This is a genomic window from Formosa sp. S-31 (assembly GCF_051172795.1).
Taxonomy (GTDB): Bacteria; Bacteroidota; Bacteroidia; order Flavobacteriales; family Flavobacteriaceae; genus Formosa.
Genome location: NZ_JAENDK010000008.1, coordinates 702,218 through 723,571 on the forward strand (window position 1 = coordinate 702,218; position 21,354 = coordinate 723,571).

22 protein-coding genes are annotated in these 21,354 nt (G+C 34.9%); 6 read left to right on the forward strand and 16 right to left on the reverse strand.

What is annotated here, in order from left to right; genetic code table 11:
- Window positions 1-73: 73 nt before the first annotated feature.
- The 11 genes from atpA to I3217_RS12755 all read right to left on the reverse strand — a co-directional run bounded on the left by atpA (window position 74) and on the right by I3217_RS12755 (window position 10,193).
- Window positions 74-1,654, reverse strand: a complete 1,581-nt coding sequence (gene atpA, locus I3217_RS12705) for a F0F1 ATP synthase subunit alpha (RefSeq protein WP_435050137.1) — start codon at window positions 1,652-1,654, stop codon at window positions 74-76.
- Between the two features lie 58 nt (window positions 1,655-1,712).
- Window positions 1,713-2,252 carry an ATP synthase F1 subunit delta gene (atpH, locus tag I3217_RS12710; protein ID WP_435050138.1) on the reverse strand — a complete coding sequence of 180 codons (540 nt, stop codon included), beginning with the start codon at window positions 2,250-2,252 and terminating at the stop codon, window positions 1,713-1,715.
- A 10-nt stretch (window positions 2,253-2,262) separates the two neighbouring features.
- Window positions 2,263-2,754: a F0F1 ATP synthase subunit B gene (locus tag I3217_RS12715; protein WP_435050139.1), complete on the reverse strand. Its 492-nt coding sequence runs from the start codon at window positions 2,752-2,754 to the stop codon at window positions 2,263-2,265.
- A 91-nt stretch (window positions 2,755-2,845) separates the two neighbouring features.
- Window positions 2,846-3,046 carry an ATP synthase F0 subunit C gene (atpE, locus tag I3217_RS12720; RefSeq protein ID WP_299776586.1) on the reverse strand — a complete coding sequence of 67 codons (201 nt, stop codon included), beginning with the start codon at window positions 3,044-3,046 and terminating at the stop codon, window positions 2,846-2,848.
- A gap of 41 nt (window positions 3,047-3,087) precedes the next feature.
- Window positions 3,088-4,167, reverse strand: coding sequence for a F0F1 ATP synthase subunit A (atpB, locus tag I3217_RS12725; RefSeq protein WP_435050311.1), 1,080 nt, complete (start codon window positions 4,165-4,167; stop codon window positions 3,088-3,090).
- Window positions 4,168-4,296: 129 nt separating this feature from the next.
- On the reverse strand, window positions 4,297-4,686 hold the full coding sequence (locus tag I3217_RS12730) for a hypothetical protein (RefSeq protein ID WP_435050140.1): 390 nt from the start codon (window positions 4,684-4,686) through the stop codon (window positions 4,297-4,299).
- Window positions 4,687-4,702: 16 nt separating this feature from the next.
- Window positions 4,703-4,927: an AtpZ/AtpI family protein gene (locus I3217_RS12735; RefSeq protein ID WP_435050141.1), complete on the reverse strand. Its 225-nt coding sequence runs from the start codon at window positions 4,925-4,927 to the stop codon at window positions 4,703-4,705.
- Window positions 4,899-5,306: a bactofilin family protein gene (locus I3217_RS12740; RefSeq protein ID WP_435050142.1), complete on the reverse strand. Its 408-nt coding sequence runs from the start codon at window positions 5,304-5,306 to the stop codon at window positions 4,899-4,901. Before I3217_RS12740 ends, I3217_RS12735 begins: the two co-directional genes overlap by 29 nt.
- A 19-nt stretch (window positions 5,307-5,325) precedes the next feature.
- A complete protein-coding gene (locus I3217_RS12745) occupies window positions 5,326-7,785 on the reverse strand; it encodes a tetratricopeptide repeat protein (protein ID WP_435050143.1) in 2,460 nt (819 codons plus the stop codon).
- A 210-nt stretch (window positions 7,786-7,995) separates the two neighbouring features.
- On the reverse strand, window positions 7,996-8,703 hold the full coding sequence (locus I3217_RS12750; RefSeq protein ID WP_435050144.1) for an ABC transporter ATP-binding protein: 708 nt from the start codon (window positions 8,701-8,703) through the stop codon (window positions 7,996-7,998).
- A gap of 17 nt (window positions 8,704-8,720) precedes the next feature.
- The gene (locus I3217_RS12755; protein ID WP_435050145.1) at window positions 8,721-10,193 is read right to left on the reverse strand and encodes a DUF5687 family protein; all 1,473 of its coding nucleotides are present in this window, start codon (window positions 10,191-10,193) and stop codon (window positions 8,721-8,723) included.
- Window positions 10,194-10,300: 107 nt separating this feature from the next.
- Here I3217_RS12755 and I3217_RS12760 point away from each other — a divergent pair, with 107 nt between their 5' ends.
- A complete protein-coding gene (locus I3217_RS12760; RefSeq protein WP_435050146.1) occupies window positions 10,301-11,359 on the forward strand; it encodes a 2Fe-2S iron-sulfur cluster-binding protein in 1,059 nt (352 codons plus the stop codon).
- A gap of 55 nt (window positions 11,360-11,414) precedes the next feature.
- Here the strand turns inward: I3217_RS12760 and I3217_RS12765 are convergent, their stop codons facing one another.
- Together I3217_RS12765 and I3217_RS12770 are read right to left on the reverse strand one after the other, a co-directional pair.
- Complete coding sequence (locus I3217_RS12765) at window positions 11,415-12,440, reverse strand: glycosyltransferase family 9 protein (RefSeq protein ID WP_435050147.1); 1,026 nt, start codon at window positions 12,438-12,440, stop codon at window positions 11,415-11,417.
- Window positions 12,441-12,457: 17 nt separating this feature from the next.
- Complete coding sequence (locus I3217_RS12770) at window positions 12,458-13,066, reverse strand: DUF4254 domain-containing protein (RefSeq protein WP_435050148.1); 609 nt, start codon at window positions 13,064-13,066, stop codon at window positions 12,458-12,460.
- 68 nt (window positions 13,067-13,134) lie between these two features.
- Here I3217_RS12770 and upp point away from each other — a divergent pair, with 68 nt between their 5' ends.
- Complete coding sequence (gene upp, locus I3217_RS12775; protein WP_435050149.1) at window positions 13,135-13,794, forward strand: uracil phosphoribosyltransferase; 660 nt, start codon at window positions 13,135-13,137, stop codon at window positions 13,792-13,794.
- Here the strand turns inward: upp and I3217_RS12780 are convergent.
- Entirely contained in the window at window positions 13,783-14,706 is a 924-nt protein-coding gene (locus I3217_RS12780) for a DUF6427 family protein (RefSeq protein WP_435050150.1), read from the reverse strand. The two genes, upp and I3217_RS12780, sit on opposite strands and share 12 nt — an antisense overlap.
- A gap of 40 nt (window positions 14,707-14,746) precedes the next feature.
- On the opposite strand from I3217_RS12780, the gene I3217_RS12785 reads away from it, so the two are divergent.
- On the forward strand, window positions 14,747-14,974 hold the full coding sequence (locus tag I3217_RS12785; protein ID WP_435050151.1) for a DUF6341 family protein: 228 nt from the start codon (window positions 14,747-14,749) through the stop codon (window positions 14,972-14,974).
- Here the strand turns inward: I3217_RS12785 and purD are convergent.
- The gene (gene purD, locus I3217_RS12790; protein WP_435050152.1) at window positions 14,969-16,240 is read right to left on the reverse strand and encodes a phosphoribosylamine--glycine ligase; all 1,272 of its coding nucleotides are present in this window, start codon (window positions 16,238-16,240) and stop codon (window positions 14,969-14,971) included. The genes I3217_RS12785 and purD overlap by 6 nt on opposite strands.
- Before the next feature lie 83 nt (window positions 16,241-16,323).
- Between purD and I3217_RS12795 the strand changes: the two genes are divergently transcribed.
- From I3217_RS12795 to I3217_RS12805, 3 genes are read left to right on the forward strand one after another with little or no spacing between them, the layout of a single operon-like run.
- Window positions 16,324-17,637, forward strand: coding sequence for a phenylacetate--CoA ligase family protein (locus tag I3217_RS12795; RefSeq protein WP_435050153.1), 1,314 nt, complete (start codon window positions 16,324-16,326; stop codon window positions 17,635-17,637).
- A gap of 1 nt (window position 17,638) precedes the next feature.
- Complete coding sequence (wecB, locus tag I3217_RS12800) at window positions 17,639-18,724, forward strand: non-hydrolyzing UDP-N-acetylglucosamine 2-epimerase (RefSeq protein ID WP_435050154.1); 1,086 nt, start codon at window positions 17,639-17,641, stop codon at window positions 18,722-18,724.
- A gap of 1 nt (window position 18,725) precedes the next feature.
- A complete protein-coding gene (locus I3217_RS12805; RefSeq protein ID WP_435050155.1) occupies window positions 18,726-19,901 on the forward strand; it encodes a glycosyltransferase family 4 protein in 1,176 nt (391 codons plus the stop codon).
- Here I3217_RS12805 and I3217_RS12810 read toward each other — a convergent pair.
- Entirely contained in the window at window positions 19,898-21,256 is a 1,359-nt protein-coding gene (locus I3217_RS12810; RefSeq protein WP_435050156.1) for an undecaprenyl-phosphate glucose phosphotransferase, read from the reverse strand. The genes I3217_RS12805 and I3217_RS12810 overlap by 4 nt on opposite strands.
- Window positions 21,257-21,354 lie beyond the last annotated feature (98 nt).

Genomic DNA, 21,354 nt, shown 5'->3' on the forward strand with positions numbered 1-21,354 from the left:
TCTTATTTTAGAATAACATATTGAGAATTAAGTAGTCCTTTCTTAAAAAAGAACTACTTAACAAAAAATCTAATTATGCTTTAAATTTAACCGATACTTCCTTAGCCACAGCTGTTAAAACATCTGTAACTTCGTCTGTTAATTTACCAGCTTTTAAAGTACTTAATGCATCTGCATGCTTAGCTCTTAAGAATTCGATAAAATCTCTTTCAAACTCTTTAACTTTAGCTACAGGAACATCTTTTAATAAGTTTTTAGATCCAGCATAAATAATTGCAATCTGGTCTTCTACTGTATAAGGATCGTTTTGTGCCTGCTTTAAAATTTCTACGTTACGCTTACCTTTTTCAATTACATTTAAAGTAACCGCATCAAGATCTGAACCAAATTTTGCGAACGCTTCTAATTCACGGAACTGAGCCTGATCTAATTTTAAAGTACCAGATACTTTTTTCATTGATTTAATCTGAGCGTTACCACCAACACGAGATACAGAAATACCTACGTTAATTGCCGGACGTACACCAGAGTTAAATAAATCACCATCTAAGAAAATCTGACCGTCTGTAATAGAGATTACGTTAGTTGGGATATAAGCAGAAACGTCTCCCGCCTGAGTTTCGATAATTGGTAAGGCTGTTAAAGACCCTCCACCTTTTACTACAGGTTTTAAAGTTTCTGGTAAGTCGTTCATATTCTTCGCGATTTCATCATCATTGATAACTTTCGCGGCACGCTCTAATAAACGAGAGTGTAAGTAGAAAACGTCTCCAGGATACGCCTCACGTCCTGGTGGTCGACGTAATAATAAAGATACCTCACGGTAAGCCACAGCCTGCTTAGATAAATCATCGTAGATAATTAAAGCCGGACGACCAGTATCTCTGAAATATTCTCCAATAGCAGCTCCTGCGAAAGGTGCATATACCTGCATTGGAGCAGGATCTGAAGCGTTAGCAGCTACAATTACAGTATATGCTAAAGCACCTCTGTCTTCTAAAGTTTTAGCGATGTTTGCTACAGTTGAAGCTTTTTGCCCAACAGCAACATATATACAGAATACAGGCTCACCTGCATCATAAAATTCTTTCTGATTTAAAATGGTATCGATACAAACTGTTGTTTTACCAGTTTGACGGTCACCAATAACAAGCTCACGCTGTCCACGACCTACAGGAATCATAGCGTCGATAGACTTAATACCAGTTTGTAACGGCTCTGTTACCGGCTCACGGAAAATAACACCAGGAGCTTTGCGCTCTAAAGGCATTTCGTAAAGTTTACCACCAATAGGTCCTTTACCATCAATTGGGTTACCTAAAGTATCAACTACACGTCCTACCATTTCTTCACCTACTTTAATAGATGCGATGCGCTCAGTACGTTTTACAGTTGTTCCCTCCTTAACACCTTGTGAAGGTCCTAATAATACAACCCCTACGTTATCTTCTTCAAGGTTTAATACGATACCTTCAAGCCCGTTTCCAAAATCAACTAATTCACCATATTGTGCATTAGCCAATCCGTAAACACGTGCAATACCATCTCCTACAGTTAATACTGTTCCTACTTCATTTAATGAAGCTCCCGCTTCAAAACCTTGTAGTTGTTGTTTTAAGATAGCTGTTACTTCAGCTGGTTTTACTTCTGCCATTTTATTTCGATATAAACTTTAAACGGAAATATAATTTCTGTTTAAAAAAATTATAAAATTAATTTAATGTAAATTCTTGTTTTAATTTATTTAGTTTGTTCGCGATACTTGCATCATACTGCAAATCGCCAACACGTAATATGAAACCACCAATTATACTTTCGTCGATTACGTTGTTAATCTCTACAGCATTTCCTCCGGTAAGCGCTTTCACTTTATCTAAAACCTTAGACTCTAAATCTGCACTTAAAGGTACTACTGTAGTCACTGTAGCAACTTTTGTCCCTTTTAATTGATCGTATAATTGATTATACTTAAGGGCAACATCTTCTAAAATAGCGATTCTCTTATTTTCGATTAAGGTATCGATAAGATTTACGCTTAATGTATTGGTGTTTTTAAAAACCTCTAACAAGGTTGCTTTTTTAACAGCCGATCTAATTACAGGACTTTGAAGCATACTGTTCAAGTCTTTACTTTCTGCAATTGTGTTAGCAATTAAAGCCATATCGGCATGCACTGCTTCTGCCGTGTTTTGCGTTTGTGCTAAATCTAAAACTGCTTTTGCGTAACGTATTGCTGCTCTTGCTCCTGCCATGCTCTTATTATTAGTTTAATGTAGCTTCTCCAATTAAAGAATCTACTAATTGCATTTGCTTATCTTTACTAGATAATTCTTCGCGCACTACTTTTTCAGCAATCTCTAAAGACAATTCGGCAACGTGGCTTTTAAGCTCTAACATAGCAGATTTCTTCTCACTTTCAATTGCAATTTTAGCGTTTTCAATTATAGTGTTCGCCTGGTTCTGAGCTTCTTCTTTAGCATCTGCAATCATCTTATTTTTCATGTCGCGTGCATCTTTTAACATCGCTTCACGTTCTGCTCTGGCTTCGTTTAAAATACGCTCGTTATCTGCTTTAAGATTTACAATTTCATTACGGGCTTCCTCTGCAGACAATAATGCTTTATTAATAGAGTCTTCTCTTCCTTTTACCGCGCCTAAAATAGGTTTCCAAGCAAATTTTCTTAATAAGATGAAGAATACAATAAAAATTACCGTGGTCCAAAAAACTAAACTCTCTGGTGCTACTAAATTCATATTCTATATATAATTAAATAATGTTGATTTTGTTTTAAAAGCATCCTGCAACCAACCGTTACAGGATGCCTAGTTTTTCTTTTTCAAAAAATTATTTTGCAATTAATGCAACTACCACTGCGAAAAGTGCAACACCTTCGATAAGTGCAGCAGCAATAATCATTGCAGTTTGAATTTTTGAAGCAGCTTCTGGCTGACGTGCAATAGCTTCCATTGCAGATCCACCAATTTTTCCAATACCTAATCCTGCAGCGATTGCAGCTAATCCAGCACCGATTCCAGCTAATACCATAGTAATAAATTTATATAGTTAATAATTAAAAAAACTCAATGTTAATGATGGTCGTCGGCAACAGCCTGACCTATAAATAATGCCGATAATAAAGTAAATACATAAGCCTGTAAAGCCGCTACCATTAACTCTAAAGCACTCATAAATAAAACGAATACTCCAGACACCGGTGCAATAGCCACAGTTTTGAATATAAATATTAAAGACACCAAACTTAAAATAATAATGTGACCAGCCGTAATGTTCGCGAATAAACGAATCATTAATGCAAATGGCTTAGTTAGCATTCCAATAAACTCAATAGGAATCATGATTGGATATAATGCCTTCGGCACCGGCGGCATTAATATGTGCTTCCAATATGTTTTATTTCCGTTAATAGTTGTCACCACAAAAGTGATAAACGCTAATACAAACGTGAAATAAATGTTTCCTGTTAAGTTCGAGCTAAACGGAAAGAAAGGAATTAACCCGATAAGGTTGTTTATCCAGATAAAGAAAAATATCGTTAACAAGTAAGGCATAAACTTCGCATACTTGTGCTCCCCAATATTAGGAATAGCAATATCATCTCTAACAAAAGTAATTAAAGGCTCTAGGAACCCAGCAAGACCTTTAGGAGCTTTATCGTTTGTCTTGTAAGATTTAGCTGCAAAAGCAAATACTATAAATAGTATAATTGCAGACATCAACATAGAAAACACATTTTTCGTGATTGAAAAATCCAAAGGACGCACATCAAAATTTAATGCACTTTTACTATCTTCTGTTAAGCCTTCATATTTATCGGCATAATAAATTACCTCTGTATCACGAACAAAAGACTGTCCGTTTTTTTGCACTACATGATGACCGCTGTTATCATGATGAAATTCTTTTGAAGAAAATACAGTTAAACCATTATCTGTCCACAAAATAACCGGAAGATAAAACGAATACGCATGCCCGTTATAATCGAACATATGAAATTCGTGAGAATCGCCAATATGGCTGTTGATTAAATCGCTTGCATTAAACTCTTTTTCCTCCCCGTGTTGATTGCTATCAGAGGCGAAGCTAAAAAACGGAAGCACAGTTAATAAAACTGTTACAAAACATTTGATAGTATTTTTTGCTATCATCATACCTTTTTAAATAAAATTTACGGTCTCCAAATTTCGCTGCAAAGGTACATTTTTAATTAACATTAAAAAGTTAATAACTATTTTTTTTACTAGTATTTTGACACTTTTTAAAGAATTGTTAAAAAACTAAGGTTTTGGATTTAAGAGGTTGATAACGAAGATGATTTCGATAAGCAAAAAAATAAAATAGGGGACAAAAAACGCCAGCACATCGCTAACCGGTGTATTTACGGAGTGTAATATTAAAGGGAGTAAAAATATTATAGCTGCAAACATTTTCAATAAACCTAAAGCCATAAATGCATATCCCGTTTTATCGGGCAAAATCTGATTTATATAGGCTACCGAAACATATACAGTTAATGTAGATATAAAATGAAAAAGATAAATACTCCACGTGTGTAACTGAAATACCTGTGTTTCCTGTAACTGACGCACAAGAAACACCTGTATTACATATAAGATTAAAGTAAATGGCACTAACACCATCAAAAAAGAGCGTAGTTTTTGCTTCATTAATATACGTTAAAAATTACTCTTCTTTATTCAGATTCGTTACTTGCTTTATAATCATATAAATTGCACCTGTAACACCCAATAACGAAAATATAATGGTAAACATACTGTATTCGTTAGGGTATTTATCATCCAGCCAGACACCTAAATATGTTAATACACCAATAATGGCCACCATCTGGAAAGCCATAGTGGAAAACTTGATATAATTATTAAGCTGTTTTTTCGGCTTTTCTTTCATTGGCAATAGATTTTACTGCGCTTTTCATAACACAAGTCACATCAAATGTTGCTCCCGGTTCTACTGCTAATTTACCAACAATAACATCGCCCTCTATCTGTGCCGAAGATTTTAAAGTTAAAGTTCCTGATAATTGTAGTTTTCCAGAAAAACGACCTTCAAAATAGGCATCTGTCCCTTCTAAAGTCCCTTTTATTAAACCGGTTTTACCAACTACAACTTTACCAGGTGTTTTTAAATTTCCTTCAATAACACCATCAATTCTAAAACCGCCTTCACTGGTTAAATCACCGACAAATTTGGTGCCTTGAGCAATTAGGTTTTGGTTTTGAGTAGCATCTAAAGCCTGGTGCTTGTCTTTTTTACTTTCGTTAAACATGATATATAGATTTTGGGGGTTATTTATTTTGATTTAAATAATGATCTAAATTCTTATGTATTTGAACTGTTTGATAGTTTTGCGCCGAAATTACAAAATATGGTCTTGTTATTCTGTCTTTATCTGTCTTTTTAAACAAATCTTTAAAGCCTTCTGCTACCACTAAGTTAGTAAAACCATGTACCAACACAAAAGTTATTTCTTCAGAATACACATCTAATGAAGCCGTTAAGTCGTAATACTTTACTTTTTTCAATTCCTTTTCCAAATGTTCGTAAAAAGACTTTACTTCTTCTTCAGTACTGTTTTCGAAAGTAAAAACTACTTTAAAGCTCGCACTTAAATCATTATCTTCAAATTCGGTATTGCTAATTTTAGGTAATACGTTTTTTAATATTTCTTCGGCACGCTGTCCTTCTTCTAAATTAGCATAAGTAACAGCAACTTCGTTTATAGCCTTTGCATATGCATCGTAACCATACAGTTTCCCAATGGCCGTTGCTTTTAACAACTCGAATTTAGCTACAATATCCTCTCCTTGAAATTTCCGAATATTTTCATCGCACAAGGTGATTACCTCTCCAAATTTCTGAGCTTCAAACCTAGAATAAACAGCTTCGTATACATGTTCCGGACTATTGGCATCGGCTTCAACACCTTGCTCTGGGTGTAATAAAATCTCGGCATAACGCGAATCCGGGTGATTGGATATAATATCGGCTTTAGCTATTTCTGCTTCTCCCGTTTGTCCTAACAATTCATAATCCTTATATAAATTATATTTGGCAGGAACTATTAAACGTTCTTCCGGATTATTATTCAACAAGGTCTTTAACTTGTCTTTCGACAACTCGTAATCGCCAAATTTTTCCTTATAAATTACACCTAGCTGATAATAAGCGTAATTTCTTTCTTTACCAATACTATCAATCACTTTTTCTTCTGAAGGAATCTGCTCTATATAATACTCTGGTTGAAAAATATCCGCATCCAAATCTAAACTAGCAGCATCTACACCGCCAATTGCCACTGCAGTCGATACAGCATTCATATTAGACCATCGCCAGTTATCTTCATTATTTCTGTTCCCCCAGATTTTAACGAATTCATTTTTTCCGTAAGAGGCCGTAGTGGTATTATAGAAATAGAATGTTGTGTTATTCTTTGGGTTACTTCTATCCTGAAATCCGGAACCTTTAGTATTCACATTAAACCCTTTATTCGAACTTAACATTTCCTGTGCTCTGGCAGCTTCCTCCTGCTTTTCGCGTTCTAATTCTGCCTTTGCCTTTAGATCTGCCGTATAAGTTTCAAAATAAACCAAACGCTCAGGCTCGCTCATGGCTACAAGATTAAGAATACTATCGTCTACTTTTGCAATATCCTCGTACAAAATAACATCGACCAAATTATCGCGTTCACGCTTCACAACACGGTAAGGTTTAGAATCTACCTGTAAATTTGTTAAAGTACTATCATAATAAGCTCCAGCGGTTTTATATTCAGCCTCATCAAAATAATAATCCCCGAGTACGTTGTAATTTCTTGCATTTAACTCTTTGTCGTCTCTTCTGGAGCGCAAAGATTTATTATAAAACGCTACACCCAGAGAATCCATATTATTAGTTAAATAATACTCCCCTATCTGGTGATAAATTCTTGCTAAATACGGTCGGTTTTCACGATCTTCTTCTAAACGATGAAGCGTATCTGCGAAAGCTATTTTATCGCCATTTTCATAATCGAAATTCTCTGCCTTTTCCACATAAGCTCCAATATAATATGGTCTTGGAATTTTGCGATGCATATCGATAACGCGATCGAAAGTAGCATTGGCACTATCTTTATACCCCAACGCATTGTACAATTGCCCTTTTATAAATAAGTACCGTCCCCGTTCATTATTTTTCTTCGTTGCATTGGCTGCAATCTCCAATTGTGTAATCGCGCTGTCTAATGATTTAGTATTTATATAAGCCTGTGCTAAAGTTGACGTAGCATCTGCCAATTCCTGATCTTCCAGGTGCTCCAGACGCAACAAGCGTTTTAAATTTTTAATGGCCAACTCATCATTCTCCAAACGCATATTGGTTTTTTCTCTCCATACCCGAGCTTCATTAATCTTATCACTCAAAGCGTATTTATATAAAATATAATTGAAGGCTTCTAAGGCAGGCACAAAACGCTGATCGAAATATCTCGCCTGGCCTAAAAGCAAATACGCCTCGTCCATTTGCGGATTTTTCTCTTTGCCATCGATATTCATAGAATGCTTTTGAATGGCTTTGGCTGCCTTTTCTTCGGCTCTAGAAAAGCTTTCATTTTTAGAGGCTCCGGGAAGCATGATGTCTTCTGACACTTCCAGACGCTCTACCGGAAGTATGTGCCAGTAATTATCTTTATAACCATCGTTTAGTTGTTCGCGACCTTCATTAAGAGCAATGTAGCCGTTATAAAGTGTATTGTATTCTGTGGCCATTGCATGAAAATTTCTGCTTATAAATTTGTCCTTTTTCCTAGAACAACTCATTACAATTACAGCAGAAAAAAATGCAACAAAAATGACCTTAAAAGATGTTTTCAACGTTGGTATATTTAATCAAATAAATAACTATAAAGTCTTGCTATTATTATGCAAAAGCGTAAAATTAAGCATCTTTTTGAATTTACCTAAAAAACAGATTGACTTTTAAACCAAAGCCGTATTCGAGAAATAATCCTCCAGCTCCTTTAAGGTTTCACTACTGGTTACAAGATCTTTTTTTATTTCGCCTTTTTCCAAAAGCACAATACGTTCACACACATCGGTTACATGCATTAAATCGTGACTGGACACCAAAATAGTAATACCTTTTTTACTCGCAAGATCTCTAATAATTTTTTTCAGTTTTATTTGTGTAGAAGGATCCAGATTGGCAAATGGTTCGTCTAGGATAATGACTTCCGGATACCCAATTAAAGCTGCAATAATTCCTGCCTTTTTCTGATTTCCCTTACTTAAATCCCTTAGGTATTTCTTCTGATTTAAAATCTCACCATGAAAAAAATCTTCAAACTGAGCCACCAGCGCATCAACATCGGCTTTACTCTGATTTCGAAGTTCACCGATAAAATAAAAATATTCCTCCGCTGTAAGATAACCAATTAAAAAACTTTCGTCTATAAATGCCGAAGTAAAGGGTTTCCATGCCTCACTTTCGTGTACTGCAATAGAATTATTTTCAATGACACCAGATGTCGGTTCAATTAAATCCAGAAGCAAACTAAAATAAGTAGTCTTACCAGCCCCATTATTCCCTACAAGTCCAAAACTTTGTCCTTTGGGGATTTCCAGATGCTCTATATTTAACACGGTTGTACCGTTATATTTTTTAGTAAGATTATTCGTTGTTATCATGTGTAATAGCTTTTTAATTAGTGTTTTTGAGCATACGCTTTAATGGTGTTGTATTTTCCCTTTTGATAAATTTTTTCAATCTGATTTAAAAAGAACGATTTAAACACAATTCCCAGAATTCCACTTAGCCCTAAAGCAATTATACCCGCTTCAAAATTTATCAGTTTATAAGGCACATAAAAAAACAGCATGGGTAAAACAAGCTTTGGAATTGCAATAAGCATTTGCGTGGGATTAAACCCCTGCATATTACTAAATGCTTTGGCTTTTACATTTAACTCTACCGGAGTTCTATTTAAAGCCCCTCCAAATAAGGTGATAAATGAATTTAAACCAATGTTAAACAAGGCTCCGGCAGCAATCATCCCATAGGTTTTCCAACCAAAATACAAATATGGCGTACTTAAAATAAAAGAGATTACCACAACAACTGCCAGCAAATACCACTTAGACTCCAGATAGGTTTTATACTTTATATTCTGACTCATTAACAGTTTATAATACTCACTATCCCAGGAGGGTATTAATTGCCCGAATGAAATTAAAAATCCACCGGTTACAAACATGGCTGCGAAAGCTAAAATAGCAGGCATCTGCTCATATTTTTCATTAGTAAAGAAAATAACCCCGTAAAACAAAAACATAAAAGACACCATTAACACCTGTTTTGGCCGTGCATTACGCCATATTAATTTAATATCATTTTTCAAGAATGGCCCCATAGTCCCAAACCTGTCTAACCAGGATAAATCGCTTGTTTCCACTTCCTTTATTTTTTTTGAAACCACGTCGTCCAAATAAAACCCGGAACGCACTTGTTTAAAATTCACCACATACAAAACAAGCAACAAAACGAGTGGAAGAATTACCGCCAACGGAAACTTGTATAGTCCATAAATTGCAGCACCTAAAGGCTGAGATATCTTAAAAACATGAAAATACTCCAAACCTATACCGCCCACCAAAACCGTTAAAACAACATAAAAAACAGTATTACTCTTATTAATCAGGAAGTTGGTAAAATTAATGCTCAGAGTAATAAATATTAACCCCGTAAGCCAACTTAAAACACCCAGAACATTATAGCCATTTAGAATTAAAATAACACTAAACGGAATAAACATAAACAAGGGTAAGGCATTAAAAAACGAAATTATCGTTTTACCCAAAAGAAAATGAATTATTTGATTTCGACTTACAGGCAAAACCATTAGTGGCTTTACATTAATTACCGGAAGTTGTTGCATAAAGAACCGGAAAACAATATCGAAAAGGAACCAGTACATTAGATAATTGCTTACCACCACTAGAGGATCCGATTCCGGCATAGCCTTCTTTATAATGTAAAATGCTCCTAACCCCAAACCAAGAGCTATAGCCGAAAAATACAAAACAACGAGCGCCAGTATAATTTTTACAAACAGCCCTTTTTTAAAATAAGATGCTCTAACAAATTGTTTCCATTCGAAGCTTAAAAAGTGTTTAATCATACTAATTGGTTGTTACTGACTAATAATAAGTAATATTAATACACTTTTTGTTACAATCAAAAGTCTTTTCAATAGGATGTTTATTACTTTTGCAAAAAATATTACGAATGGCATTTCACAAACTTGCAATCCAAAACATAAATAAAGAAACCGAAGCTGCAGTAACTATTACCTTCGAGCTTCCTTCATTTTTAAAAGATAAATTCAGTTTTAAAGCTGGTCAATACATTACTTTAAAAACTAATATAGACGGACAGGAAGTGCGCCGTGATTACTCGCTGTGCTCTACTCCGGAAAGTAACGAATTAAAAGTAGCTGTAAAGGCCGTTGAAGATGGTTTATTTTCTAAATACGCCAATACGACCTTAAAAACAGGAGATATTCTGGAAGTTGCAGAACCTAACGGTAGATTTACTTTCGAACCGGATGCTTCTAAAACCAGAACTATTGCTGCATTTGCCGCTGGTAGTGGTATTACGCCTATAATGAGTATAGCCAAAACCATTTTGGAGCAAGAACCAAACAGTCATTTTATTTTAATTTACGGTAACAAAACGCCCAAGGACACTATATTTTTTAAAGAGCTTTTGGCGCTTCACCACGACTATATCGACCGTTTTTCAATACAGTTAATTTTTAGTCAGTCTCAGGAAGACAATGCGCTTTTTGGTCGCATAGAAAAAAGCACCGTTAATTTCTTGCTTAAAAACACCTACAAGCATAAAACCATAGACAGTTATTATTTATGCGGACCTGAAGGTATGATTAACACCACTAAAGAGGTCTTAAAAGAGTTTGGTGTTGCTGATGAGAATGTACATTTCGAATTATTTACAAGTCCGGTAGCCACAGAAACTCAATCTCCTACTGAAGTTGCTAACGACGGCACAACAGCTATAAAAATAATAGTAGACGACGAAGAAACAGAATTCGTAATGTCTCAAAAACAATCTATTTTAGACGCCGCAATTGCCAAGCACGTAGACGCTCCTTATTCTTGTCAGGGTGGTATTTGCAGCAGTTGTATTGCACGAATTACAGAAGGCGCTGCAACCATGCGCCAGAACAATATTTTAACCGATAGTGAATTGGCTGAAGGTCTGGTATTAACCTGTCAGGCACATCCTACTACCCCAACTATTGTTGTAGATTACGACGATGTTTAAAAACTATACAGACTAGATATTTAATCGCTTTACTTAAGATAAAAAATCCGTTACTCTAATTTTGAATAACGGATTTTATTTTTTCTATAATTGTTTCCGGAGCAATACTCGCCGCGACTTTTTCGTATCCTTCGGGGAATTTATTGCCGTAAACAGATGTTGGAATTAAAGGAAACTCTTCTCTATTTGCCGTTAAACAATAATCTGCCGGTTGATTAAACGGAGCAAATCCCGCATAAGGATGTGTTACACCCCAAATAGTAATTACTTTTTTACCTAACATAGCTGCCATATGGCCGTTTCCGGAATCCATGGAAAGCATCACATCAAGATTTGAAATAACATCTAATTCCTCATCCAGATTTAGTTTCCCCGCTAAGTTTATAACACCTTCAAATTCAACCTGAATCTCATTTAAAATTTCGGTTTCTTTTTTACCACCTCCAAACAAAAACACTTTATAGGTTTTAGACAATTCTGCTATCACCATTTTCATCTGTTCCAGCGGATACATCTTACTTTCGTGCGCTGCAAATGGCGCTATTCCAATCCATGTTTTATCGTGACTCCCGGTTATATTCAAAAGCTTGTCAGATAAAATAACAGGTTTTGAAAATGCTGGTTGAGACAAATCAACAGGGAAACCCAAAGCTTTAAACACATCGGCATATCGTTCATGAGTAGATTTTAAGGGCATAAATATTTTCCCTTGAGTCAATTCTTTTTTCTCTGCCCGACCTTTATCAATCTGTTTGAAAGCTGTTCCTCCAAAAAACAGTTTTAAGATTTTTGTTCGCAGTACATTATGAATATCCGCCACAGCATTTACCCCTTGTTTTTTCAGCGTTTTAGACAATTTAAACAAACCCAAAACACCTTTATGAGCTCCTTTTAAATCTGCCTCAAAAACATTAACCTGCGGTAAATCCCGGAAAAAAGGCGCAAAAAACGGCCGGGTTAAAACTGTAATTTTCAACTCTGGATATTGAGTTGTCACTGCTTTTAAAACAGGGACAGACATAGCAACGTCTCCCATTGCAGAAAGACGTATGACTAAAATATGTTGTTTTTGTTTTGGCATTTAAGCTTAAATGCTAATTATTTTTGAGAACGTAATACAGGGTTTAACTCGTCATCATTATACATTTTCATTTGCTTATACACCTTCATGTATTTATCGCCATTAGCAATATCATTAAGTAAAGTGTCTATCGCTGTAGATAAATCTGTACGTTGTTCTAAAAGAACATCAAGTTTGGCCTGACAGGCACTTTTATGAGCTTCAGACGCATCTTCTCGTGTTGCCTCTTCATTCATATGATAAATTTTAAGCGCAAGAATAGACAATCTATCTACTCCCCATGCCGGGCTTTCTGTATTTATAGTGGCGCTTTCCTTAGGTGTTACATCTTTATATTGCTGTAAAAAATAACTATCAATATATTCAACCATATCGGTCCTGTCCTGATTCGAAGCATCAATTTGTCGTTTCAACTTTAACGCAGCTACAGGATCTATTTGCGGATCGCGAATAATATCTTCGTAATGCCACTGTACGGTATCAATCCAACATTTTCTGTACAATAAATGCGCGATTAAATCTTCAGTTTCACTATATGGATTAGTAAAATCCTGATCGACGGTATTTATAATATGATATTGGTTGATTGCTTCCTGAAAAATGGCATTTGCCTTAGTTGTAAACATGATTTTTATTTTAGAGTGCAAATATACTTCTAATTAATTAACTTTACCATACACCATAGCTGACAGTCATGCATATCCACAATTTATCTGAAGAAAACACGGTCCTGAATGTCTTTATTTCTGAATTAAGAGCTTTAAACAAACAAACCGACCGCATGCGGTTTAGACGCAATATTGAACGTGTTGGAGAAATACTGGCTTACGAATTAAGTAAAACTCTGGACTATGAAGCTCAAACTTTTGAAACCCCTTTAGGGCAATCAAAGATCATGATTCCGGAAAGTAATATAGTATTGTGTTCTATTTTAAGAGCCGGCGTTCCATTACACAACGGCCTTTTAAATTATTTTGACATGGCCGATAATGCTTTCATTTCAGCATATCGTCATCACAAAAACAACTCAGAAGATTTTGAAATTATAGTCGAATACCTTGCCTGCCCTTCTCTGGAAAACAAAACCCTAATTCTTGCAGATCCTATGTTAGCCACGGGTCAATCCATGCGCTCCACCTTTGAGGCCTTAAAACCATTTGGAACCCCAAAAGCCATCCATCTGGTAAGCGTTATAGGATCTACAGAAGGCGTAAAATATGTTGAAAACAATTTTGAAAGTGACACTCATTTATGGATTGCAACTATAGACAACAAATTAAACAGTCAAGGATATATTGTCCCGGGGCTAGGTGATGCCGGAGACCTTTGTTTTGGAGAAAAATTACAGCATTAACAATCCTATTGGGACCAAAATTAAAGTTGCCAGAAACAACTCTTTAAACCATTTATCCTGAATGGTTTCCAGGTAATTCGTAATAATTATCGCTAATGGCGCGAATAAAAACAAAAACTCACCACCTTCCTTTTTCGGTGATAATATCATGATACTAAAAGCCACCAGAACCGCGATTAAAATAATTTTATAACCCGGTTTAATATCACGTTTCTTAGAATTAATAGTACGGATATAAAACACAGAAGACCAGATCCCGAATGATATTAATAAAGTTAACCCCACCACATATTGCAAAGAGTTGTAAATATTAAAATCAAGGCTTGTTTCAGGTCTTAAATTAAAAACTGTAAAAAAATCATCGTACACTACAATAGAATAACACACTCCAAGAACATACACCGAAACCACACCTAAAACAGGAATTACCCAATCTTTAAGACCTGGTATGGAATTAAAGAATAATGCCGCATAAATAAGGATAACAAATAAAATAGCCCAGAAGTAAAACAGAGATGCAATACCAATCCAGAATGCTGCATCCAACAGTTTTTTCTTTATGTCTTTATGCGATCTTAAACTTAAGATACGCCTCAAAGCTAAGAGCACGAAAAAATTTGAAAACACGATATTTTCGTTCAACATCGTCTGCGGAATTGTAGCTAAAAACAGAGCATACAGCAAAATTTCGTAGCTACTTTTTTGAGAGAGTTTATTTTTAAGTACTACAAAATCTAAAATTAAAACCGAACTAAAAGCAATACAAAAAACAATAACTTGCTTAATACCATGGCTTTTTAGAACAGCGGGATCTCCGTATTTAAAATGAGCAGCGAAAAAAGTTAGCAGTGTAATACCAAATACAACAATAAAGTTTATAGGTTTAGATTTACTAAAAATGCTTGTAATCATTAACTCTTTTTGTATTTTTGCTCTGTAAATATACTACACTATGAAAGATTTCTTTTACGCAATACAGGATTTATTTGTTAATGTATTGTTTGCTCCATTAGATGCTTTAAGAGCATTAGAACTTAAAAACTGGTTTGCAGCAAACACTTTTTCTTGGATTTTTATCCTAATAGGATTTGTTGCTTTCGTATACTGGATGCTTCAATTAAAAACATTTAACGATAACAACGAAGAAGATAAAAGTGTTTCTGCACACTCTTATCTATAAATCGAAACCTATATCCTTACGATAATACATCTTATCAAAATGTAGTTTTTCTATATTTTGATAAGATTTTTTTATGGCCTCCTGGTACGTATCACCATACGATGTCATGGCAAGAACTCTACCTCCAGTAGTTACTACTTTACCGTCTTTTAAATCGGCACCAGCATGGAAAGGTATAGAACCTTCTACAGCATCTAATCCTGTAATTTCCATACCTTTTTGGTAAGCCTCAGGATACCCGCCAGAAACAGTCATTACAGTAGTTGCTGCTCGCTGGTCTATTTCTAAATCAATCTGATCTAAAGTACCGTTAGCAACAGCTTGTAACAACTCCACCATATCATTTTTAAGTCTTGGTAAAACCACTTCCGTTTCAGGGTCTCCCATTCTTACGTTATATTCAATCACTAAAGGATCGTTCCCAACTTTTATAAGTCCTATAAAAATAAAACCTTTATATGGTAAATTATCCTTTTTAAGACCTTCTACTGTAGGCTTAACAATACGGGTTTCTATTTTTTCTAAAAATTCGTCTGTAGCAAAAGGCACTGGTGATACAGCACCCATTCCTCCGGTATTTAACCCAGTATCTCCCTCACCAATACGCTTATAATCTTTAGCTGTAGGTAATACTTTATAGTTTTCCCCATCGGTTAAAACAAAGCAGCTTAATTCAATTCCATCTAAAAATTCTTCTATAACCACTTTTGTACTTGCAGCACCAAATTTAGAATCTACCAACATCGATTTTAGTTCAGCTTTAGCTTCGCCTAAATCATTTAGGATAAGCACACCTTTTCCAGCGGCCAAACCATCTGCTTTTAATACATATGGTGGATTTAAAGTTTCAAGGAAAGCATAACCCGCTTCAACATTGGTTTTGTCGAAGCTTTGATACGCTGCAGTAGGAATATCATGTCTAAAAAGGAATTGCTTAGCAAATTCTTTACTTCCTTCTAACTCTGCTGCCGCCTTTTCCGGGCCAATTACAGCCACATGTTTTAAGGATTCATCGTTTAGGAAGAAATCGTGAACACCTTGTACTAAGGGATCTTCCGGCCCGACAACAACCATATCTATGTTTTTATCTAAAACCAGGTTTTTAATAGCTTCAAAATCGGTTACACCAATTGCTACATTTTCGGCTATAGCAGCTGTTCCAGAATTACCCGGAGCAACAAAAAGTTTAGTACATAAAGGACTTTGAGAAATTTTCCAGGCAAAAGTATGTTCTCTTCCGCCAGAACCTAGAATTAAAATTGTCATGCGTAATATAGTTTGCTGCAAAAATAATTGCTTTTGCGCGTAAAAAATAATTATTTTACAAAAACCTATCATCCCTAAACCTTTTGAATCTTTTTAATCTTTCCTTACAACTAAATGGTTTCCCTTTAATAAAGGCACAAGAAGTACTTAGTGAAATCCATGAGTTATCAGAAAGTGATTATAAAGGTTATTTGGATTCGAAAAAAAAAGACATTGTATCTTATCACCTAAAGCACAATTCCTTTTACAAAACACTATGTAAACAAACACATTACACCGACTGGAAAAAACTGCCTGTAATGACCAAAAAGGACTTACAGCAGCCTCTTAAAAACAGGTTATCTGAAGGGTTTACAGAAAAAAATGTATATATAAATAAAACTTCGGGCTCTTCGGGCGATCCCTTTATTTTTGCTAAGGATAAGTTTTGCCACGCTTTAACTTGGGCTGAAATACAAAATAGGTTTAATTGGTACGACATCAACTTTAACACCTCGCTACAAGCGAGATTTTACGGAATTCCTTTAGATACCAAAGGTCATTTTAAGGAACGTTTTAAAGACCGATTAAGCAAGCGCTACCGCTTTAATATTTTCGATTTAAGTGAACAGGCCTTAGAATCGTATTTAAACATTTTTAAGAATAAACCTTTCGATTATATAAACGGGTATACTAGTTCCATAGTTTTGTTTGCTAAATTTTTAAAAGCAAAATCTATAAATTTAAAAGCGCTTTGCCCTACATTAAAATGTTGTGTCGTGACTTCAGAAATGCTTTTTCCTGATGACAAAACACTGTTAGAACACTATTTTGGAATCCCTGTAATTAACGAATATGGAGCTTCGGAATTAGATTTAATTGCATTTCAGAATCCAGATTCCCATTGGCAGGTAAACAGCGATACACTATTGGTTGAAATATTAGACGAAAACGACGCTGCTTTACCTTATGGCGAAGAAGGTCGTATCGTAATAACTTCTCTATACAATAAGGCCCATCCTTTTATTAAATACGATATAGGCGACACTGGAAGCCTCTCTGAGGACAGTACTTTACAAACACCCGTCTTAAAACATTTAACAGGGAGAACTAATGATATCGCCATTTTACCCAGCGGAAAAAAGTCTCCGGGACTTACTTTCTATTACGTCACCAAAGCAATTATTGAAGATGATGGTAATGTAAAAGAATTTGTAATAACTCAGGAAAATAAAAATCGATTCAAAATAGATTATGTTGCTCAATCTGAAATTTCAGAAGTTAAAAAACAAACCATAAAGACAGAAATAAAACGCTATCTTGAAGACGGTTTAGAAATTGCTTTTGAGCGACACCAAGCATTAAAACGCTCTAAAAGCGGAAAATTAAAACAGTTTAAGTCTTTGTTAACCTACTAATATGAGAATAACCCTAGTTGCGGGAGCACGCCCAAATTTCATGAAAATAGCACCAATTATTGAAGCTATTAAAAAGAAACAGGATAAGGGTTTCCAAATATCATTCCGATTGGTACATACCGGGCAACATTACGACAAAAACCTTAGCGACACCTTTTTTGAAGAATTGAAGATTCCGCATCCAGATATAAACCTTAACATAAAAAGCGGAACACAAGCCCAGCAAACAGCCGGAATAATGATAGCCTTTGAAGACGAATTAAACAAACATCCCTGTGATTTGGTTTTAGTAGTTGGAGATGTAACCTCAACCATGGCCTGTACCATTGTCGCCAAAAAAGCTGGTATAAAAGTAGCTCATGTAGAAGCCGGAATTCGCTCTGGGGATATGCAAATGCCTGAAGAGATAAATCGTATTGTAACGGATAGTCTGACAGATTATTTTTTTACCACTTCCTGTTATGCCAATGAAAATTTACAACACCAAGGAATTGACAAAACACAGATTTTCTTTGTTGGGAACGTCATGATAGATACTTTAAAAAAACATGAAAGCAGATTTTCACCCCCGGAATTCTGGTATAATTTTAAATTAAAACCTCAACATTATTTTGTTGTAACCCTACACAGACCTTCAAATGTAGATGAAGGTAAACAACTAAAAAACTTAATAACTAACATTGTAAAGTTTAGCAATAATCTGCCGATTATATTCCCTGTTCATCCAAGAACACGCACAATGTTAACCGATTTAAACTTAAATTTTGACAACCTTTATTTCACCTCTCCTTTAGGCTATTTACAATTTAATTATCTGGTAAAACATGCTTTTGCCGTACTTACAGATTCCGGAGGTATAACAGAAGAAACCACAGTAATGAATATTCCCTGCATAACTCTAAGGGAAAATACGGAACGCCCGGAAACCTGTAAGTTAGGAACAAACCGACTCGTTGGAACAGATTCCGATTTATTAGAAAAGGCCTTTAATGATCTGTTTTCTAAAAACTGGCCTCACGGACAAATTCCAGAATTATGGGATGGCAAAACAGCCGAACGCATTATTAATCATTTAATTGAATTATAATATGCCTGAGCGAGACGTATTGATAATTACAAGTTACTATCCTCCCGAAATTGGAGCTGCCTCTAACAGAATTTATCATCTTGCTCATGGTCTTAAAAACAAAGGGTTTAAAGTTGCAGTTGCCACACCTCTGCCGAATTACCCCACTGGAAAAATATTTAAGGCTTACAAAGGCCAATTAAAAAACACATCAACAGAACAAGGCGTTAAAATATACAGGCTATGGATTTATGCCTGTAACTCCAAAAATAAATTATTGCGCTTATTCGCCATGTTATCGTACAGCTTTAGTCTCATTTGGTTCTTTATTTTCTGTAAAATACCCAAAACTGTTATTGTGCAATCTCCTCCTCTACTGGTTGCGTTCACCTGCATGCTATTTTTAAAATCAAAGCATAGAAACCTAATTTTAAATGTCAGCGACTTATGGCCTATTGCCGGATTAGAACTAGGTGCGCTAACTAAAAATCTGAATTATAAAATTCTGGAACATATAGAAACCTTCAATTACAAAAGAGCAGATCTGATTTTAGGTCAGAGCAAAGAAATTATTAAACATGTAAAATCCATTGCTCCTAATAAATCTACGTTGCTTTACAGAAATTATCCCATAATTGAACATTCTATCCCAAACTTAAAGAATAATAAAAGTGAAAAAATAAAAATGGTATATGCCGGTTTATTAGGCATCGCACAAGGAATATTTAAACTGTGTGAAACGTTAGATTATTCCAATATCGAATTTCATATTTACGGGGCGGGTGCAGAACAAAGTAAAATTGAAGATTTTATTAAACGACATCCGCAATTACCAATTACGTTTCATGGTGAACTTTGCAGACACGAACTTCATAAGGCCTTATACAAATACGATATAACCATTATACCGCTATTAAATCGAATTTACGGATCTGTACCTTCTAAAATTTTTGAATACGCTAAATTAGGCCTTCCAATGCTTTATTTTGGGGGTGGCGAAGGAGAAGATATCATAAAACAACATCACTTAGGCTGGGTGGTAGAGGCAGGAAATTATTCTCAATTAAATCAAACCATTAATTCTTTATCCCATAAAGACTTTACCTCTGAATTAAATACTGCTATTTCTGAAACGGCTAGAATTCATTTTAACCTGAATACACAGTTAGATATTTTAACCGAAAAACTAAAAACCTAATAGGCTTTATCTTCACCCTTTATAGCGTTTAAAACCGTTTGTGAGATAATTTTAAGATCTAACAAAATAGACCAGTTTTCTATGTAAAAAATATCATACTTCACTCTGTTAATAATGTCCTTATCTGTTTCCACTTCCCCTCTGAATCCACTAACCTGAGCAAGTCCTGTTATTCCCGGTTTTACAAAATGCCTTACCATAAACTTATCTATACGCTTTGCATACATATTAGTGTGACTTACCATATGTGGACGAGGGCCTACAACGGACATATCTCCGAAAAGCACATTATAAAACTGAGGCAATTCGTCTATACTGGTTTTTCTAATAAACTTTCCAACCTTGGTAATACGATTATCGCCACGAGTAGCCTGATGTAAATGAGCATTATCATTTGGCGTCATGGATCTGAACTTATAACAATAAAATTCCTGATAGTTAAATCCGTTTCGGGACTGCTTAAAAAAGACAGGGCCTTTAGATTCCAACTTAATTAATATGGCCAATAATGGCGTTAACCAAGATAAAATAAACACTATTATAATTGAAGCAAAAATAATATCAAATAACCGCTTAAAAAACTGATTTACGGTATCTTCCATCGGGATATCACGCAAAGACAGAATCGGAATAAAATCGTAGTATTCGTATTTGAGTTTTTTAGAGTATATATCTTTATTATCTGGTAAAAATTTAAGTATTTTTAAATTATTATCCGCAAAATCTGTAACCTCAAGTAGCTGTTTATTCGACAATTCAGATATAGAGCAATATATTTCGTCAACCCCATAATCTTTAATAAACCGAAAGCAATCTTCTAAACATCCCTGAGACTTATCCTTTAAATTAAATACTTTTTTTAAGGTATAACCGTATTCCGGGTTCGAATTAAAAAATGTCTCCAAAGCAAGGGTTTGCCTGTTACTTCCTATTATTACAGTATTTCTTAAGTTACCACCAAACGATGCCCTATATTTTTGTAATAAATAATACACCGCAAATTTAGCAATACCAATAAGACAGAAAACAAAAGCAATGTATCGTAAAACAACTATAGAATTTACATTTAAATTATGACGAAAACCAAAATAAGCGAAGACAATTAAAGTAAATAACACACATTGTTTAAATAATAAACCAGAAATTGTTACAGGCCTGGTAAACCTGTAAACCTCGTAAAACTTAGAATAAATAGACAAGATAATCCAGGTACAAGATACTAGGGGAATAAACAAAAACGGATTCACGTTTTTAAAAAAAAACAATAAAGCCAAGCCATTGATTATACCTAAATCAATCGTATAGGAAATTGGCCTTAAATATCCGGAATATCGACCTTGCTTAAATGAATTCACTTAACTATGTTGGTTGTTAGCTAGCTTATAAACTAATTTAATTGAAAATTATTATGCAATCTTGCAAAAATAAAAAGTAAGTTGATTTAAAAATCTAC

What these genes read in the sequence shown, in the direction of transcription:
- upp (WP_435050149.1), top strand. Translation starts at nt 13,135, where the DNA reads ATGCATATCCACAATTTATCTGAAGAAAACACGGTCCTGAATGTCTTT.
- wecB (WP_435050154.1), top strand. Translation starts at nt 17,639, where the DNA reads ATGAGAATAACCCTAGTTGCGGGAGCACGCCCAAATTTCATGAAAATA.
- I3217_RS12765 (WP_435050147.1), bottom strand. Translation starts at nt 12,440, where the DNA reads ATGCCAAAACAAAAACAACATATTTTAGTCATACGTCTTTCTGCAATG.
- I3217_RS12805 (WP_435050155.1), top strand. Translation starts at nt 18,726, where the DNA reads ATGCCTGAGCGAGACGTATTGATAATTACAAGTTACTATCCTCCCGAA.
- I3217_RS12740 (WP_435050142.1), bottom strand. Translation starts at nt 5,306, where the DNA reads ATGTTTAACGAAAGTAAAAAAGACAAGCACCAGGCTTTAGATGCTACT.
- I3217_RS12755 (WP_435050145.1), bottom strand. Translation starts at nt 10,193, where the DNA reads ATGATTAAACACTTTTTAAGCTTCGAATGGAAACAATTTGTTAGAGCA.
- atpH (WP_435050138.1), bottom strand. Translation starts at nt 2,252, where the DNA reads ATGGCAGGAGCAAGAGCAGCAATACGTTACGCAAAAGCAGTTTTAGAT.
- atpA (WP_435050137.1), bottom strand. Translation starts at nt 1,654, where the DNA reads ATGGCAGAAGTAAAACCAGCTGAAGTAACAGCTATCTTAAAACAACAA.
- atpE (WP_299776586.1), bottom strand. Translation starts at nt 3,046, where the DNA reads ATGGTATTAGCTGGAATCGGTGCTGGATTAGCTGCAATCGCTGCAGGA.
- I3217_RS12715 (WP_435050139.1), bottom strand. Translation starts at nt 2,754, where the DNA reads ATGAATTTAGTAGCACCAGAGAGTTTAGTTTTTTGGACCACGGTAATT.
- I3217_RS12745 (WP_435050143.1), bottom strand. Translation starts at nt 7,785, where the DNA reads ATGGCCACAGAATACAATACACTTTATAACGGCTACATTGCTCTTAAT.
- atpB (WP_435050311.1), bottom strand. Translation starts at nt 4,167, where the DNA reads ATGATAGCAAAAAATACTATCAAATGTTTTGTAACAGTTTTATTAACT.
- I3217_RS12785 (WP_435050151.1), top strand. Translation starts at nt 14,747, where the DNA reads ATGAAAGATTTCTTTTACGCAATACAGGATTTATTTGTTAATGTATTG.
- I3217_RS12780 (WP_435050150.1), bottom strand. Translation starts at nt 14,706, where the DNA reads ATGATTACAAGCATTTTTAGTAAATCTAAACCTATAAACTTTATTGTT.
- I3217_RS12750 (WP_435050144.1), bottom strand. Translation starts at nt 8,703, where the DNA reads ATGATAACAACGAATAATCTTACTAAAAAATATAACGGTACAACCGTG.
- I3217_RS12760 (WP_435050146.1), top strand. Translation starts at nt 10,301, where the DNA reads ATGGCATTTCACAAACTTGCAATCCAAAACATAAATAAAGAAACCGAA.
- I3217_RS12735 (WP_435050141.1), bottom strand. Translation starts at nt 4,927, where the DNA reads ATGAAAGAAAAGCCGAAAAAACAGCTTAATAATTATATCAAGTTTTCC.
- purD (WP_435050152.1), bottom strand. Translation starts at nt 16,240, where the DNA reads ATGACAATTTTAATTCTAGGTTCTGGCGGAAGAGAACATACTTTTGCC.
- I3217_RS12730 (WP_435050140.1), bottom strand. Translation starts at nt 4,686, where the DNA reads ATGAAGCAAAAACTACGCTCTTTTTTGATGGTGTTAGTGCCATTTACT.
- I3217_RS12770 (WP_435050148.1), bottom strand. Translation starts at nt 13,066, where the DNA reads ATGTTTACAACTAAGGCAAATGCCATTTTTCAGGAAGCAATCAACCAA.